Source organism: Streptomyces shenzhenensis, assembly GCF_003688995.1.
Taxonomy (GTDB): domain Bacteria; phylum Actinomycetota; class Actinomycetes; order Streptomycetales; family Streptomycetaceae; genus Streptomyces; species Streptomyces shenzhenensis_A.
In genome coordinates, this window is record NZ_PENI01000008.1 from 38850 (window position 1) to 53376 (window position 14527).

The following is a 14527-nucleotide window of genomic DNA, read 5'->3' on the forward strand; positions in this document are numbered from 1 at the left end:
TGGGGGAGAGGAAGGGGGACGAGATGACCGCAGTGCTCGTACTGTTCGGCGTACTCGGCGGGGCCGTCGTGCTCCTGGTCGTCATCCTGATGCGTCGGACCAGCAGTCGGACGGAGACGGCCGACGGCCTGCTGATCGAGCGTGAGGCACGCCTCCAGGCGCAGATCGACCGGGTTTCGTTCAACGCCCGAGCGGTCGACAATTCCCTGCCCACGACGAGCGACGCCTATCACCGCCGACACCGGCCGCGCTGAGCAGCCTCGCCCCTGTGGCGTCCTCGGCGGAGACAGCACTGCCGCGGCTTCCAACTCGGCTGATCCATCGTGCCGTTCGCCAATATCCTGGACGGAGGACAACGACGAGCAGGGAGCAGGGGGAAGAATGACCGAGGGCGGAACTCTGCACCTGGTCGTGTCGGGCGAGGCCGATGTGGATGCGGAGGAACTGGAGTCCCTCACAGGGCAGTTGAGACGACTGCTGCTCGAACTGGACGTGGCGGACGTCCGGCGGGTCCGGTCCGACGGCCTGCCTCCCGAAGGGGCCAAGTCGGGAGAACTCCTGGCGGTCGGCGCGCTTGCCGTCAGCCTTGCGCCCGCCGTGCTGCGTCCCGTTCTCCGCCTGGTCGAGACATGGATGCAGAACCGCCCGGTCCGTACGGTCAGGGTGGAGCTGGACGGACGCAGCATCGAAATCGGCCACGCCACGAGCGAGCAGCAACAACGCCTGCTGGAAGCCTTCCTGGAAGGGGCGGGCGCGTCGGGGGTCAGCGAGCCGCCGTCGTCCGGTGATCTCCGCCCGCCGGCTCCCGGGCAGGACGGATGAGTGTCGCCGGAGGCGAGGGCCGCCGGGATGCGCTGCTGATCGCCACCGACACGTACGACGACACCTCACTCAGGTCGCTTCGCTCACCGAGCCAGGACTGCACCGCACTCGCGGCCGTGCTCGCCGACCCCTACATCGGCGGGTTTCGGACCGAACAACTCAAGGACGCACGGGCCCACCAGGCGATGCGCGCGGTGGAACAGTTCTTCCGGGACCGCAGCCGCGACGACCTGCTCCTGCTGCACATCTCGTGCCACGGCATCAAGGACGACGACGGCAGCCTCTACTTCGCCGCGCTGGACACCGACCGCGACCTGCCCGCGTCCACCGCGATCCCGGCCGCCTTCCTGCGCGACCGGATGAACGGCTGCCGAGCCCGCACGATCGTGGTTCTGCTCGACTGCTGCTACAGCGGGGCGTTCGTGCCCGGGGCCAAGGGAGACGATCAGGTACACGTCCGGGACGAGCTGGGCGGTCACGGCAGGGTGGTGCTGACGGCGACGAGCCGCACCGAGTACGCATGGGAGGGAGAGCGGTTGCGCACCAGGGTTCCGCAGCCGTCCCTCTTCACCGGTGCGCTGATCAGGGGCCTGGCCACGGGCGCGGCCGACCTCAACGGCGACGGCCGGATCACGGTGACCGAGCTCTACGACTTCGTGTACGAATCCCTGTATCGGTCGGGGGTGAGACAGCGGCCTCGGATGTGGGCGGATGTGGAGTACCAGGTGACGATCGCGAGGGTCGCCACGTCACGGCCGCCCTTCGCGGGGGACACGACGGAGAGCGGGCCGGCAGGCGACTCCGCGGCCGGGCCCCGGGACGGGGGACAGCCGCAACCGGAGCCGACGGTGTCCGCCCGGAGGGGCGAGGACGTCGTTCTCACCCTGGAACTCGACCTCGCCGAGACGGTACGGGGCGCGAAGAAGGACGTCGACGTGGACACCGCGATCGTCTGCCCGAACTGCGCCGGCGTCGGAACGGCCGGGGAACCGACGGCACAGCGATGCCAGGAATGCGGGGGCCGGGGCGAGACCCGGGTGAGACTGCGAGGCCTCGTCCGGCCGCGGACCGACGTACGGCCCTGCCACCGCTGCGACGGCCTCGGTACGGTCCCGCCCCAGCCGTGCTCCGAGTGTGCGGGTGAGGGCCGGGTCCGCGCCCGGCGCGCGCTCACTGTCGAGGTGCCCGCGGGCAGCACCGACGGGACGCGGCTCACCTTCGCCGGACAGGGCGAGGCCGGAGCCGGCGGCGGACCGTCAGGGGACCTGTACATCGAGATCGAGGAACGTCCGGACCCTCGTTTCGTACGCGACGGCGACGACCTCCGTGCCCGTCTGGACCTCACTCGGGCCGAAGCCGCGCTCGGCGGTGCCTTCCCCCTCGACACCCCGCTGGACGGCCGGAGCACCGTGCTGATCTCCCCGGGTGTACGCGACGGCCACACCCTCCGCCTGCGCAACCGGGGCATGCCGCGGGCCCAGGGCGACGGCCGCGGTGACCTGTTGGTGCGGGTCGGCCTGCGTGAGAAGGACGGACCGCCGCCCGGCGGGGCCCCAGACGGAGAAACACACCGTGTGACAGGCTGATCACAATGTTCCGGGGGCCCGGTAGAGGCCTCGGCCGGTCCGGCGGATACGCGAGGCGCCGACAAGGCGGTCGAGCGTGCTGCGGACCCCGTTGATGCTTCCGCTGTCGGAGTCACGCCCCAGAGCCGCCGCAACATCGCGGGCCCGGACATCGACATCGCCGACTGCGGCGAAGTACTCCATGATCTGCCCGGTGAGCGTGCCGTATTTCTTCTGCCCGTCCGTGTCGGTGCCGGCCGCGGCGTGACCTTCCGCGTCCCTGTCGGGCCGCGGGGAGACCGCTGTCACGGCCTCGTCGGCTGGGGCGTGCATCAAGGTCTCAAGGGTGCTCAGGGCCCGGTGCACCGAGCCGAGATGGGCCAGGACCGCCGCCAACTCCCTCTCCAGCGACTGCTTCTGGATCTGCAGGCGTGCCAATTCGGCCTGAAGGCTCTCGGCGGTGAGCTCGATGTCGTGTGCCGCGCGGGTTCCAGAAACCATGTGATCCTCTCATCCTCACCCCATCCTGCCGCGCCGGGCTCACCTGCGGTGTCGCCCCGCCCGGACGCGGAAATCGGGTATTCCCCGACATCATACGCAGCGATCTTCAGCGCACCCCTGACGATGGGAACGCGAAGAAACGAGGCAGATGGACATCTCCTGGATTATTGCCACTGTGTGCGACTGATGCAACGGGGTGCGAACACACGATCGTCGTGATGCGATCGCCCGCCCGCCAGGCGTCCTGTCAACCGGATGATCCGCCGTGTTCCTCGCTGTCCGGGTCGTACGAAGCCGGAGCGCGGGTGCTCCGCGACCGCCGATGACGGCGCAGACCAGTGGAGGGGGCGATGCCCGTGCCGGTCACACCGGACCTGCGTGGGATGTTCACCATGTCGTCACTGCAGAATGTGAGAGAGTGTCAACTCCACCATCCGTGGCGGGCGCAATCCGGGGCGGCGGGGCCCGGCAGGCGGGATGTGTCCGGCCGCGCAGCGCTGTCCAACGGGCCGTACCCCCGGCCCTGTTCACAGAGCCGCGCAGTCGGCTGGAACACTGTGACACGCTCATCATCACGTGAAGGCAAGGTATTGCAGTGCACAAGCGTAGGCCGCGACGGCGGCTGCCACTTCTGATCACGGCCGGTGCCCTGGCGGCAGCCGGCGTCACCTCCGTTCCGCTGCTCGCCCAGGCAGCGGACCCGGACTCGCGGACGGCGGGCCGGCAGCAGGCGTTCGAGCGGGCCGCGGCCGAGTTCGACGTCCCGCTGCCGATCCTGCTCGGGGTGGCCTACCACCAGTCGGCCTGGGAACCGCACCCCGGCGAACCCAGCACCAGCGGCGGCTACGGTCCGATGCATCTGACGGATGTGACGCCCGAGATGATGGCCGGTGGCGACGCGGGAGCGGCGGGCCGTGCGGATCTGAAGCAGATGGCCGCCGCCCCCGCGCTGCACACCCTCCAGGCGGCGGCGGAGCTGACCGGACTGCCCGCCGAGCAGCTGCGCGCGGACGAGGCCGCCAACATCCGTGGCGGCGCTGCCCTGTTGGCCTCCTACGCGAAGTCCACCACCGGGGGCACACCGGAGGATCCGGGCAAGTGGTACGCCGCCGTGGCCCGCTACAGCGGGGCCCAGCAGGAGCGCGGGGCGAAGGCGTTCGCCGACCGGGTCTTCGCGTCGGTCGAGAAGGGCGTCAGCGAGACGACGGAGGACGGTCAGCGGGTGCGGCTGAACGCCGTCACTGACGTCCGGCCCGCCACGGACCAGCTGGCCGGCCTGCATCTGAAGGCGACGGCCGCCGCGCAGACCGAGTGCCCGCCGGCCCTCGACTGCGCCTTCATCCCCGCTGCGGCCGCCAACGGGCAGGTGTCCGACCGGCCCGCCAACGACATCCGGATCGACTCCATCGTCATCCATGACACCGAGTCGTCCTACGAGTCGGCCATCAACACCTTCCAGACCCCCGGTGGCGGTTCGGCGCACTACGTGATCCGCTCGTCGGACGGTGCCGTGACCCAGATGGTGCCCACCAAGGACCTGTCCTTCCAGGCCGGCAACTACTCGACCAACATGCACTCGATCGGCATCGAGCACGAGGGCTACGCCGCCGCCAACGGGACGTGGTACACCCAGGCCCAGTACGAGGCCAGCGCGGAACTCGTCCGGTATCTGGCCGACCGCTTCGACATTCCGCTGGACCGGCAGCACATCATCGGGCACGACAACGTGCCGGGACCGAACTCCTCCCTCGTCTCCGGGATGCACTGGGACCCGGGCCCGTCCTGGAACTGGGAGCGCTACATGCGTCTCCTCGGTGCTCCCGTCGACGCGGCTCACGGCAGCGCACGAATCGGGGAAGCGGTCACCATCGCGCCCGGGTTCACCCGGAACCAGCAGACGGTGCAGGTCTGCCCGTCCGACGATCCGACGGGTGCCACGCCCGAGTGCACCGAACGGCGCCAGCCGGCCGACTTCGTCTACCTGCGTACGGCACCCAGCAGCACCGCACCGCTCTTCGGCGACCAGGCCATCCACCCCGACGGCGCGGGTACCAACAGGATCAACGACTGGGGCAGCACCGCACAGGCGGGACAGCAGTTCGTCGTGGCCGATCAGCAAGGCGCCTGGACGGCCATCTGGTACAGCGGCAGCAAGGTGTGGTTCTACAACCCGTACGGGCGCAACACGACCCCCGCCCAGGGGGTGACCGTGATCGAGGCCGCCGGGACCGAGCCCGCCGCGGTGTACGGCAGCAGCTACCCGGACCGGGACGAATATCCCGCCGGGCTCTCGCCCTCCACCCAGGCACCGCTGAGCTTCTACGACATCCCCGCCGGCCAGGCGTACGTGGCGACCGCGGAACCCGCGGCCACCGACGACTACTTCCCCTCCAGCGGCACCGTCGTGACCGGCGGCAAGAAGATGTACACCGTTCAGTACAACCACCGTGTGGCCCTGGTGTACGAGTCCGACGTGGTGGCAAAGCGCTGATCGCGAAGCCGTGACGGCATGCCCGCCCTGACGGGCGGCATGCATACGGTCATCACGCCGTGGGCGTCCCGGTGGCGGTGCATTCCCCGCGCACGCTGGACATCACGCGGATGGGGGTGGCCCCTGCCGGCAGGGGCCACCCCCACTGGCTCACTGCTGCCGCGCGAGCCAGTCGGCGAACCGGGTCCCGCCGATGTGCGCGCCCGGAGCGGGCAGCAGCGTGCTCTCCTTCAGCTCGGCACCGAAGTACGGGGCGTGCACGTCCGCCACCACCGTACGGGGGTCGTTCTTGGCCGCCAGTCCCTTGCCGATGAGCTGGTCGAGCTGGAACGCGTCGGGGCCCGCGACCTCCACCACGCCGTTGACCGGGTCGCCCACCGCCGTGCGGCCCACCGTCGCGGCCACGTCGTCGGAGGCCACGGGCTGGATCTTCACGGGGGCGAGGCGCACGGTGTCGCCCTCGGTGGCCGCGGCGGCGATGGCCTTCATGAACTCGAAGAACTGGGTGGCGTGGACGATGGAGTAGGGGATGCCGGACGCCTTGATCAGCTCTTCCTGGGCCTGCTTGGCGCGGAAGTACCCACTGTCCTGGAGGCGTTGGGTGCCGACCACGGACAGCGCCACGTGGTGCGCCACGCCGGCCTCGGACTCCGCCTTCAGGAGGTTGGTCGTGGACGTGCGGAAGAAGTCCATGACGGCCTCGTCCTCGAACGAGGGGGAGTTGGACACGTCGATCACGACCGACGCGCCCTTCAGCACCTCGGCCAGACCCTCGCCCGTCAGCGTGTTGACACCGGTGTTGGGAGCGGCGGCGACCGCCTCATGACCGTGCTCGTTCAGCTTGGCAACCACCTTCGAACCAATGAGCCCGGTTCCACCGATCACTACGACCTTCACAACGGATTCCTCTCGGAGATTTTCAGTGCGCGGCGCGCACTTCGTGCGCTGAACCGCCTGCCGACACCGGGTGAATGTGCCGGTGAAGAGAGAGACAGGACAGCGGCCCCGGTTGTGACAGGAGCGCTTGCTCGCCGCGACCATGGGCAGTCACACAGCGGGTCGCCGTCTGGTCTCATGGACGGACGAACCTTGATGCCACTGCCGAACAAGACAGACCGAACGCGCAGGACCGCTCACGCGCACGGCTGCGGAACAGAGAGTCATGCGCGACGAATCCCGAGTCATCCGCATCGGGCCCCAGGACGTCGAAGGAGCCGCGGCCATGCATCGCAGATGCTCCGTGCATACGCTGTGGAGCCGCTATCACCGGGCCATGGGCGATCCGCGTTCCTATCTGCGCACGCTGCTCGCACGACCGGGCTCGGTCCATCTCGCGGTGCGACGGACCTCCGGTGACATCGTCGCGGTCGCCCACCTGATGCCGGACAGACAGAACGCGGAAGCGGCACTCCTCGTGGAGGACGACTGGCAGAACAGCGGGCTCGGCAGCCGCCTCCTGCGCGGACTCGGCGCCCAGGCCGTCAGGGGCGGCTGGAAGGAGGTCTACGGGCTCATCCTGCCCGGCGACGAGAGGATCCCTGTCATCCTGCGCCACGCCTCCGTGCCCGTCCGCCGTCTGTCCGAGGGGGGCGTCACCACGGTGTGGGCCGAGACGGACCGCATCGCGACCGCGCTGCGTCTTCGGTGAACCGAGGCGGCCTCAGGTGTGCGGGGGCGGGCGGCAGCGCCGGTCAGGGAGCCGGCGCGAGGGTGGCCGGCGCTCCGTGCGAGACCATCCGCGCACAGGGGCACAGCGCATGGGCCTTCTCCAGGAGCGGGGCGGCGATCTCCGGGGCGATGTCCGGCCACTTGACCACCAGGTCGACGCGCAGGACGTAGCCGCTGCCGCCACCTGGAACCGGCCCGAACCCGACCGTGGCCGCCACGGCGATCGCGCCGGGACCGAGTGTGGCCTGTCGTGCCACCAGGCTCAACGTGCCGTGGAAGCAGGCGGCGAACAACTGCTCGGGATTCGTGCCCCGGCCACGGTCTCGGCCTGTCCCGCCGACAGGGGATACGAGACGCCGGGGCCGAGGCAGGGCCCACTGCACCGCGGCGCAGTCCGCGCCGGGTTCCCCGCCGAACATGTTTCGGGAGGGGCGGATGCCGTCACTCGTGTCACAGATGCGCGGCGCGTCCGGTCATCACTGGAAGACGGCCATGGGGAGCGGGCGCGCGAGAACCGCCCGACGGACAGTGTGCCGGGCCCATGGCGCCGTGGACCGATGGAGGTGCAACACGATGTCGCAGAAGGACGCAGTGAACGGGACCGGTGAGCAGCCACGCTCGGAGGCGTGGAAGACCGCGGTGAAGATGCTGCAGGATGCCGCACCGCTCACCATCCCCGAGGGTGCCTCGGCGATGACGATTCACGTCGAGTGGGAGCCCGGTGACCCGGGAACCCCGCCCCACCGCCACTCGGGACCGGCCTTCGGGTACGTCATCGAGGGCGCGGTCCGCTTCGAGCTCGAAGGCGAGCCCGAGCGTGTGGTGGAGGCCGGCGGGACGTTCTGGGAGCCGGGTGGTGATGTCATCCACTACCAGGACGGCAACGCGCTGACGGACGCACGGACCCGCTTCGTCGTGACCATGATGTGTGCGCCGGGCAAGCCGATGCTCGAACTGGTCGACGAGGACGAGCTGGCACAGCGTGCCTCTCTGCGCACCCCGCGGCCCGCCGCCTGACCTCCCATTTTGCCTACGGCATGCTGACAGCGCAGCCGAGTCGACCATCTCCTGCACACCGTCATGGCTGTGGCCATGGCGGTGATGCCGTGGACCGGGGGGTGCGTGCTGCCAGAGGTGCAGCCGGCCTGGTTCGCGTCCGCCGCTGTGTGGTTCCCGCTGAGCGCTGTCCGCCACCGGCAGGAATCGAGGCCGGTCGCGGCGGCACGGAGGCAGCCGTATGCGGCCGGAACCGTGCACCACTGTCCGCCGGGCCCCGGCGAGGCTGTCACAGATCATGTTTCTCCGTCTCGAACAGCCGGCGCTGCCCGGCGCCCCGGCAGAGGGTGACCACTACGAGACGATCGGGCAGTTCTACGACGCGATCGAGCAGGGCCTGCGCCACCTGTGCGCCGAACTCGGCGAGCCTGAGGTCTTCTGCGGTGACCCGGCCCGCCAGGTCACCGCAGGTCCGTTCGCCCACACCGGCGGGCAGTTGACCGCGGTCACCGACCTCGGCTCGGCACTGGCGGCGTTGGAGGAGATCGTCGAGCAGGGCGAGGGCACGGCACGCGGCGCCGTCTGGGACGGGGACCGCCTCGCCGGCATCCATCCGATGCGCCCCGATCCGCGGCGTGCCGACCACCCTCTGGGCATGGAGATGCCCGACGGCGACGGCACAACGGCCGGGCCGACCTTCGAGTACGCCGAACCCGGACGCCGCCGGTGAGCGCCCGCGCATGCGTCCGGCAGCGCACCGGCGCAGGCTGGACGCAGGACCGCCTGACCCATCGGCGCAGGACAGGAGATACCCCATGAAGATCGCAGTGATCGGTGGAACCGGACTGATCGGGTCGCAGGTCGTGCGGAAGCTGGCCGCGGCCGGACACGAGGCCGAACCGCACTCCATGTCCACGGGTGTCGACGTGATCAGCGGCAAGGGACTGGAGGAGGCGGTGGCCGGCGCCGCCGTTGTCGTCAACCTGACCAATTCGCCGACCTTCGACGACGCCTCCCCGGCGTTCTTCCGGACCTCGATGGACAACCTCCTGGCCGCCGCGCAGAAGGGCGGGGCCGGGCACGTCGTCATCCTCTCGATCCTCGGCGCGGACCGGGTACCCGAGGCCGCCTACTACCGGGCCAAGGTTCTTCAGGAAGACATCCTCAAGGCCGGGCCGATCCCCTACTCGATCGTCCGCGCCACCCAGTTCATGGAGTTCATCGACGCGGTCCTGTCCTGGACCACCGAGGGCGACACGGTCCGCCTGCCCAGCACCCCGCTGCAACCGATCGCCGCCCAGGACGTCTCCGACACCGTCGCGGAAGTGGCCGTCGGCACCCCGCTGAACGGCACCCTCGGCATCGCAGGACCCGAGGTGTTTCCCCTCGACGACCTCGGCCGGATCACCCTCGACGCGCACCCCGACGGCCGCACCGTCGTCACCGACGACACCGCGGGCATCTTCGCCGCCGTCAGCGGCGATGCGCTCATCGCCAGGGGCGACGCCCGTATCGCCCCCACCCACTACCGCGACTGGCTCTCCTGAACCGCCCCCGCGCCAGAAGCCCGTCAGCGCCGGTCATCGGCTGAACACCTAAAGATCCAGCGGCGGCCGGCGATTGCCACGGGGAGACCCCGTACTCGATTGCCGGAATCCGCGTACGGGGTCAGACCAGCTCAAGTCCTCCGTCGACGGTCAGCACCTGACCCGTGATGTGCTGGCCCAGGGGATCGGCGATGCGCACGATCCAGCCCGCGACGTCCTCCGGGGCACCGAGCCGGCCCGTCGGGATGCGGTCACGTTCATAGTCGAACATCCCGTCGACGGCCTCCTGCGAAAGGCCGGCCGCGGCCAGGACGTCCGTCGTGGTGGGACCGGGAGCGATCGCGTTCACCCGTACCCCCTCGGCCGCGAGTTCCAGTGCCCAACTCCGTGTCAGCTGTTCCAGGGCGGCCTTGGTGGCCGCATAGTGGGCTCCGCCGGGCAGCGGGCGGTGGCCGTACGTGCTCGATACGTTGACGATGGAACCCGAGGAGTCCCGCAGGTGCGGCAGCGCCGCGTGGGCGAGCATGCTCGGGGCCGTCACATTGAGGTCGAAGAGGCGGGCGATCACTGACGGGTCGGTCTCCGCCAGCGGCATCACGGCAGTGGCGCCCGCGTTGTTCACGAGCACATCGAGTCGACCCCACCGTGCGAGGGTGTCGGCCACGACGATCTCCGCGGCGCCCTCACGGCAGATGTCGAGGGGCAGAATCGCGATGTTGCGGTGGGCGCGAGCCGTCTCCTCCAGGGCGTCCTGGCGGCGTCCCACGCCGAGGACGTGTGCCCCCGCCCCGGCCAGGGCGAGCGCCGTGGCACGGCCGATGCCCGACCCTGCTCCGGTGACGATGGCGACGCGGTCCATGAAGTGCGGTGGGGTTGAACTGGACATGGTTTCCTTCGTACGACGTTCGTGGGGCCCGGCCGACGCCGGCCGACGCCGGGCGTCGGCCGGGCGGACAGGCCGGTACACACGACTGACCGAGCGGCCCCGTGATGTGTGACAGGCGGCCCGCCGGGCACGCCCCCACCGTCGTGCAGGAACTCGGCGGCCGGTTGCAGCAGTTGCAGTGCGCACCGGGCCGCGGGTGCGGAGCACCACAGAGGCACGTCACAAGATCTGTATCTGTTCGGTCTAGGACATCAGGATGACTGCCGCGGTGGCTGTCTTGTGCGGTGCCGTGCGAGAGGGAGGATGCCGTATGGACCGTGCCGATGACGCGGTGCCGATCGCGGAGCTGCTCGACGAACGGCGTCATCTGCTGGACGTCGCCCACTGGATGCTGGGCAGCAGCGGTGCGGCAGAGACCGTCGTCGACGAAACCTACCGACGGTGGTTCGCGCTGTCCGATCCGGCTCGGGCACGGATCACCGCGCCGCGTTTCTGGCTGGCCGAGGTCACCGGCAGCATCTGCCTGGCCCGGCTGATCCTGCCCGGCAACGACCACACCTGCGCGAGGGAGGGCGGCACCGGCGGCCGGGGGGCCGAACGGGCCGCGTTCGTGCTCGACGATGTGTTCGGGGCGCCGCACACGGTCGCCGACATCGTGCGACACCCGGGACCGGAGTGCACCGAGCCGGCCGGCGACGCCCGCCGCAGTCTCCGGGCCCGGCGTGCGCGGCACACGGCGCCGCAGCAGCACGACGCGGTCGTCCGCACGGTGCGGCGGGCCTGTGCGACACAGGACGAGGCCCTCCTGACATCCGTCCTCGCACCCGATGCCGCGGCCTTCTATGACGGCGGCGGCAAGATCCGGGCCCTGGTCGAACCGGTGCGCGGCAACACCCAGGTCGCCCGCAGCCTGCTCACACTGCTGCCCCGGCATCCGCGCACCGCCCTGCACACCAGGTCCGTCAACGGGCGCACCGGCCTCGTCGTGCGCTACGACCACCTGGTCGCCGCGGTCATCAGCCTCGACGTCGCCGACCGCCACGTCATCCAGATCTGGGCCGTCCTCAACCCCGACAAGCTCCGTACCTGGAACCGCCCCAGCCCCACCCGCCGCTGACACATCCCATGCGTCCACAGCCGCTGTGCCGGGTACGGCCGGGGCGTTGCCTGATCAGGGGCCGAGTGCCGTCGTGTGGCGAGAGCGCGAGCCGATGAACGCGGAGATCTTGCTCGGGTTGAACACCCACATCACCTGGTGAACGCCCTGATGGGAGGCCGCCACCGTCAGGAAGGCCCTGGGCCGGCCGTCCCGGTGGAGCAGCACGCCGCTGCGCCCGTTGGCCTCGACGGGACGGACGTGCACCCCGCGCCAGAACCGCGGACAGGCGGTCGACAGGTTCGCCACGCGAGCGCGGCCCAGGACGGGGATGCGAGCGGCGCCCCGGATGCCGTTGCCGTCGGACAGGCTGACGGCGTCCGGGGTGAGGAGAGCCTCCAGCGAGGCCACATTTCCTGTCCGTGCCGCCGAGACGAAGGCATCGAGGAGCCGTTGGTGCTCCACCGCGTCCACGGTCTCCCGCTGCTCGGCAGCGAGATGCCTGCGGGCCCGGCTCACGATCTTCCGGACGTTGACGAGACTGAGCTGAAGCATCTCCGCGATCTCGGCATAGGCGTAGTCGAATGCCTCGCGCAGGACGTACGCGGCCCGCTCCGTGGGAGACAGCTTCTCCAGTACGAGGAGCAGAGCAAGCTCCAGCGCTTCCGCCCGCTGAGCACCCATCTCGGGGTCGATACTCGTGTCGACGGGTTCGGGAAGCCAGGGGCCGATGTAGGTCTCGCGGCGCACCCGGGCGGACTGGGCCACGTTGATGGCCAGCCGAGTCGTCGTGCTCGACAGGAACGCCACGGGGCTGACCACGACCGAGCGGTCGGTCTTCTGCCAGCGCAGCCACACCTCCTGAACCACGTCCTCGGCCTCGACCACGCTCCCCAGCACGCGGTAGGCAATGCCGAACAGACGCGGCCGGAGCTCCACGAAGACAGAAACGGCCTCTTCCAGGGTGCTTTCCGTGGGGGACGGCTCGCGCTGCATGATCGTGCTGTCTCCGTTCCTCCGGCCGGCCTGTCGGTGCTCCAGGCGGCAGACGCTCCCATCACCTCTGCCTCACTGACCGGATGGCTCCGCGTGCTGTGACAGGTTCGCCGTGCCGACCCGCCGCCGGCGTGCGGCGGGCGGTCGCCCGTCGCGGCATGTCACTGCCCAGCGGCTGTGAGCCGGGCTCAGCCGCGGCCCCAAGCCCACGGAGCGGGAGTACAAGGAGATCACCAGTCGGCACTGACGGTGCCGAGTCCCGCTCCCGACGCGCTCAAGGGAGCGGGACACCGCCGGGGGAGGCGATCAGGCGCTCAGGGACGCCACGTAGGGCGACAGCTTGGACGGACTCATCACCCACATGATCCGGTCGATCCCCTCGGCGGACGCATCGATGCACAGCAGCGCCACGGCGTTCCCGCCGGCCGAGACGAGAAGGGACGGCCGTCCGTTGGCCTCGACCCACTGGACGTCCGCTGAGGGCCAGAACCGCGGCGCGAAGGCCGCAAGGTACTTGGCGACCCGCAGCCTCCCGATGACCGGGATCCTCGAGGCGCCGCGCATCCCGCCGCCGTCGGTGTAGCTGACGACGTCCGCGGCGAGGAGTTCCTCCAACGCCGGCAGATCGCCCGTCTGCGCCGCGGCGAGGAACACTTCCAGCAGCCGCCGGTGCTCAGCCGGACCGACCCGCTTCCTGCGCTCGGTGGCCAGATGCTTGCGGGCACGGCTCACCAGCTGGCGCGCGTTGGCCTCGCTGGTCTCCAGGATGTCCGCGATCTGGTGGTACGGGTAGTCGAAGGCCTCTCTCAGGACGTAGGCCCCGCGTTCCACGGGGTTCAGCTTTTCCAAGAGGAACAGAACCGCCAGCTCGAGCGCCTCGGCTCGTTCCGCGCCCACGTGCGGGTCCGGACCGGTGTCGATGGGTTCGGGAAGCCACGGCCCGATGTACGACTCCCGCCGCACCCTCGCGGACTGGGCGAGGTTGATGGCCAGCCGTGCGGTGACCGTGGTCAGGAAGGCGGTCGGCTCCAGGACGTTCGTGCGGTCCGCGTTGTGCCACCGCAGCCATGTCTCCTGGACGATGTCCTCGGCCTCCACCGAGCTGCCGAGGACCCGGTACGCGATGCCGAAGAGCCGGGGCCGTGCCGCAAGGAATGCCTTCGTCGCCTGGTCAACGGCATCGGCGTCATCATTCCCGGCGTGCATCGTTGTCCCTTCCGGCGACGAGACCACCATGCTACAAGCAGCCACAGCGTACGTTCGCGGCAGCGGGCGGGCACACCGAGTCAACACTGTGACCACACGGTGGCACTCATGTCGTGAACGCCGTGCGCTCGCGAAAGGCTGCTCCAGCGGTTGACGGCCGGGGCTCCCCGCTGCGCGAGCGGGGAGCCCCGGCATGTGTGTCTGGTGGCGGTCAGCCGAACTGGCCGGGCTGGTAGTCGCCGGCGGGCTGCTGGTTGATGACGTTGATGCGGTTGTAGGCGTTGATGACGGCGATGAGGGAGATCAGCGCGGTGAGCTGCTCCTCGTCGAAGTGCTCGGCGGCGTTGGCCCATGCCTCGTCGGTGACGCCGCCGGCCGCGTCGGCGATGCGGGTGCCCTGTTCCGTCAGTTCGAGGGCGGCGCGTTCGGCGTCGGTGAAGACCGTGGCCTCGCGCCAGGCGGCGACCAGGTTGAGCCGCTGCGGGGTCTCACCGGCGTGTGCGGCGTCCGTGCTGTGCATGTCGGTGCAGAAACCGCAGCCGTTGATCTGGCTTGCGCGGAGCTTCACCAGTTCCAGGACGACGGTCGGCAGCGTCGAGTCCGCGATCACCTTGTTGGCCGAGTTGATGTGCTTGAGCACCTTTGCCCCGAGAGGGTTCCCGAAGTAGTTGAGGCGCGATTCCACGGTGATCTCCTTGCGATCCGATGGGGGAGGTACACACGACTGACCGAGTGGCTCCGTGATCTGTGACA

At 70.0% G+C, this 14527-nt stretch carries 16 protein-coding genes and 1 pseudogene; 10 read left to right on the forward strand and 7 right to left on the reverse strand.

What is annotated here, in order from left to right:
* Nucleotides 1-23 precede the first annotated feature (23 nt).
* From CTZ28_RS15145 to CTZ28_RS15155, 3 genes are all read left to right on the forward strand, one after another.
* Nucleotides 24-254 (forward strand): hypothetical protein, encoded by a 231-nt coding sequence (locus CTZ28_RS15145; protein WP_121889913.1) that lies wholly within the window; start codon nt 24-26, stop codon nt 252-254.
* A 127-nt stretch (nt 255-381) separates the two neighbouring features.
* Complete coding sequence (locus CTZ28_RS15150) at nt 382-822, forward strand: hypothetical protein (protein WP_259471631.1); 441 nt, start codon at nt 382-384, stop codon at nt 820-822.
* Nucleotides 819-2408, forward strand: coding sequence for a caspase, EACC1-associated type (locus CTZ28_RS15155; protein ID WP_121889914.1), 1590 nt, complete (start codon nt 819-821; stop codon nt 2406-2408). Before CTZ28_RS15150 ends, CTZ28_RS15155 begins: the two co-directional genes overlap by 4 nt.
* On the opposite strand, the gene CTZ28_RS15160 is transcribed toward CTZ28_RS15155, so the two are convergent.
* Nucleotides 2409-2888, reverse strand: a complete 480-nt coding sequence (locus CTZ28_RS15160) for a hypothetical protein (protein ID WP_121889915.1) — start codon at nt 2886-2888, stop codon at nt 2409-2411.
* A gap of 595 nt (nt 2889-3483) precedes the next feature.
* Here CTZ28_RS15160 and CTZ28_RS15165 point away from each other — a divergent pair.
* The gene (locus CTZ28_RS15165) at nt 3484-5379 is read left to right on the forward strand and encodes an N-acetylmuramoyl-L-alanine amidase (RefSeq protein WP_121889916.1); all 1896 of its coding nucleotides are present in this window, start codon (nt 3484-3486) and stop codon (nt 5377-5379) included.
* Nucleotides 5380-5529: 150 nt separating this feature from the next.
* On the opposite strand, the gene CTZ28_RS15170 is transcribed toward CTZ28_RS15165, so the two are convergent.
* On the reverse strand, nt 5530-6276 hold the full coding sequence (locus CTZ28_RS15170; RefSeq protein WP_121889917.1) for an SDR family oxidoreductase: 747 nt from the start codon (nt 6274-6276) through the stop codon (nt 5530-5532).
* A 325-nt stretch (nt 6277-6601) separates the two neighbouring features.
* Between CTZ28_RS15170 and CTZ28_RS15175 the strand changes: the two genes are divergently transcribed.
* Nucleotides 6602-7027 carry a GNAT family N-acetyltransferase gene (locus CTZ28_RS15175; RefSeq protein ID WP_259471632.1) on the forward strand — a complete coding sequence of 142 codons (426 nt, stop codon included), beginning with the start codon at nt 6602-6604 and terminating at the stop codon, nt 7025-7027.
* A gap of 43 nt (nt 7028-7070) precedes the next feature.
* Here the strand turns inward: CTZ28_RS15175 and CTZ28_RS49285 are convergent, their stop codons facing one another.
* Entirely contained in the window at nt 7071-7466 is a 396-nt protein-coding gene (locus CTZ28_RS49285; RefSeq protein ID WP_121889919.1) for an OsmC family protein, read from the reverse strand.
* Between the two features lie 154 nt (nt 7467-7620).
* Here CTZ28_RS49285 and CTZ28_RS15185 point away from each other — a divergent pair, with 154 nt between their 5' ends.
* From CTZ28_RS15185 to CTZ28_RS15200, 4 genes and pseudogenes are all read left to right on the forward strand, one after another.
* Entirely contained in the window at nt 7621-8064 is a 444-nt protein-coding gene (locus CTZ28_RS15185) for a cupin domain-containing protein (protein WP_121889920.1), read from the forward strand.
* A 45-nt stretch (nt 8065-8109) separates the two neighbouring features.
* Nucleotides 8110-8394 (forward strand): annotated as a pseudogene (locus tag CTZ28_RS49530) (DUF5134 domain-containing protein); the annotation flags it as partial.
* Nucleotides 8342-8773, forward strand: coding sequence for a ferritin-like protein (locus tag CTZ28_RS15195; protein ID WP_259471634.1), 432 nt, complete (start codon nt 8342-8344; stop codon nt 8771-8773). The pseudogene CTZ28_RS49530 and the gene CTZ28_RS15195, both read left to right, overlap by 53 nt.
* An 85-nt stretch (nt 8774-8858) precedes the next feature.
* Entirely contained in the window at nt 8859-9590 is a 732-nt protein-coding gene (locus CTZ28_RS15200) for an SDR family oxidoreductase (RefSeq protein WP_121889922.1), read from the forward strand.
* A gap of 121 nt (nt 9591-9711) precedes the next feature.
* On the opposite strand, the gene CTZ28_RS15205 is transcribed toward CTZ28_RS15200, so the two are convergent.
* Nucleotides 9712-10476: an SDR family NAD(P)-dependent oxidoreductase gene (locus tag CTZ28_RS15205; RefSeq protein ID WP_121889923.1), complete on the reverse strand. Its 765-nt coding sequence runs from the start codon at nt 10474-10476 to the stop codon at nt 9712-9714.
* Between the two features lie 310 nt (nt 10477-10786).
* Here CTZ28_RS15205 and CTZ28_RS15210 point away from each other — a divergent pair, with 310 nt between their 5' ends.
* Complete coding sequence (locus CTZ28_RS15210; protein WP_121889924.1) at nt 10787-11593, forward strand: sigma-70 family RNA polymerase sigma factor family protein; 807 nt, start codon at nt 10787-10789, stop codon at nt 11591-11593.
* A 54-nt stretch (nt 11594-11647) separates the two neighbouring features.
* Here the strand turns inward: CTZ28_RS15210 and CTZ28_RS15215 are convergent, their stop codons facing one another.
* The 3 genes from CTZ28_RS15215 to CTZ28_RS15225 form a co-directional block, all read right to left on the reverse strand.
* Complete coding sequence (locus tag CTZ28_RS15215) at nt 11648-12568, reverse strand: RNA polymerase sigma-70 factor (RefSeq protein WP_121889925.1); 921 nt, start codon at nt 12566-12568, stop codon at nt 11648-11650.
* A 306-nt stretch (nt 12569-12874) separates the two neighbouring features.
* Entirely contained in the window at nt 12875-13774 is a 900-nt protein-coding gene (locus CTZ28_RS15220; RefSeq protein ID WP_121889926.1) for an RNA polymerase sigma-70 factor, read from the reverse strand.
* Between the two features lie 211 nt (nt 13775-13985).
* A complete protein-coding gene (locus tag CTZ28_RS15225) occupies nt 13986-14459 on the reverse strand; it encodes a carboxymuconolactone decarboxylase family protein (protein WP_121889927.1) in 474 nt (157 codons plus the stop codon).
* Nucleotides 14460-14527 lie beyond the last annotated feature (68 nt).

What these genes read in the sequence shown, in the direction of transcription:
- CTZ28_RS15145 (WP_121889913.1), top strand. Translation starts at nt 24, where the DNA reads ATGACCGCAGTGCTCGTACTGTTCGGCGTACTCGGCGGGGCCGTCGTG.
- CTZ28_RS15150 (WP_259471631.1), top strand. Translation starts at nt 382, where the DNA reads ATGACCGAGGGCGGAACTCTGCACCTGGTCGTGTCGGGCGAGGCCGAT.
- CTZ28_RS15155 (WP_121889914.1), top strand. Translation starts at nt 819, where the DNA reads ATGAGTGTCGCCGGAGGCGAGGGCCGCCGGGATGCGCTGCTGATCGCC.
- CTZ28_RS15160 (WP_121889915.1), bottom strand. Translation starts at nt 2,888, where the DNA reads ATGGTTTCTGGAACCCGCGCGGCACACGACATCGAGCTCACCGCCGAG.
- CTZ28_RS15175 (WP_259471632.1), top strand. Translation starts at nt 6,602, where the DNA reads ATGCATCGCAGATGCTCCGTGCATACGCTGTGGAGCCGCTATCACCGG.
- CTZ28_RS49285 (WP_121889919.1), bottom strand. Translation starts at nt 7,466, where the DNA reads ATGTTCGGCGGGGAACCCGGCGCGGACTGCGCCGCGGTGCAGTGGGCC.
- CTZ28_RS15185 (WP_121889920.1), top strand. Translation starts at nt 7,621, where the DNA reads ATGTCGCAGAAGGACGCAGTGAACGGGACCGGTGAGCAGCCACGCTCG.
- CTZ28_RS15195 (WP_259471634.1), top strand. Translation starts at nt 8,342, where the DNA reads ATGTTTCTCCGTCTCGAACAGCCGGCGCTGCCCGGCGCCCCGGCAGAG.
- CTZ28_RS15200 (WP_121889922.1), top strand. Translation starts at nt 8,859, where the DNA reads ATGAAGATCGCAGTGATCGGTGGAACCGGACTGATCGGGTCGCAGGTC.
- CTZ28_RS15205 (WP_121889923.1), bottom strand. Translation starts at nt 10,476, where the DNA reads ATGTCCAGTTCAACCCCACCGCACTTCATGGACCGCGTCGCCATCGTC.
- CTZ28_RS15210 (WP_121889924.1), top strand. Translation starts at nt 10,787, where the DNA reads ATGGACCGTGCCGATGACGCGGTGCCGATCGCGGAGCTGCTCGACGAA.
- CTZ28_RS15215 (WP_121889925.1), bottom strand. Translation starts at nt 12,568, where the DNA reads ATGCAGCGCGAGCCGTCCCCCACGGAAAGCACCCTGGAAGAGGCCGTT.
- CTZ28_RS15220 (WP_121889926.1), bottom strand. Translation starts at nt 13,774, where the DNA reads ATGCACGCCGGGAATGATGACGCCGATGCCGTTGACCAGGCGACGAAG.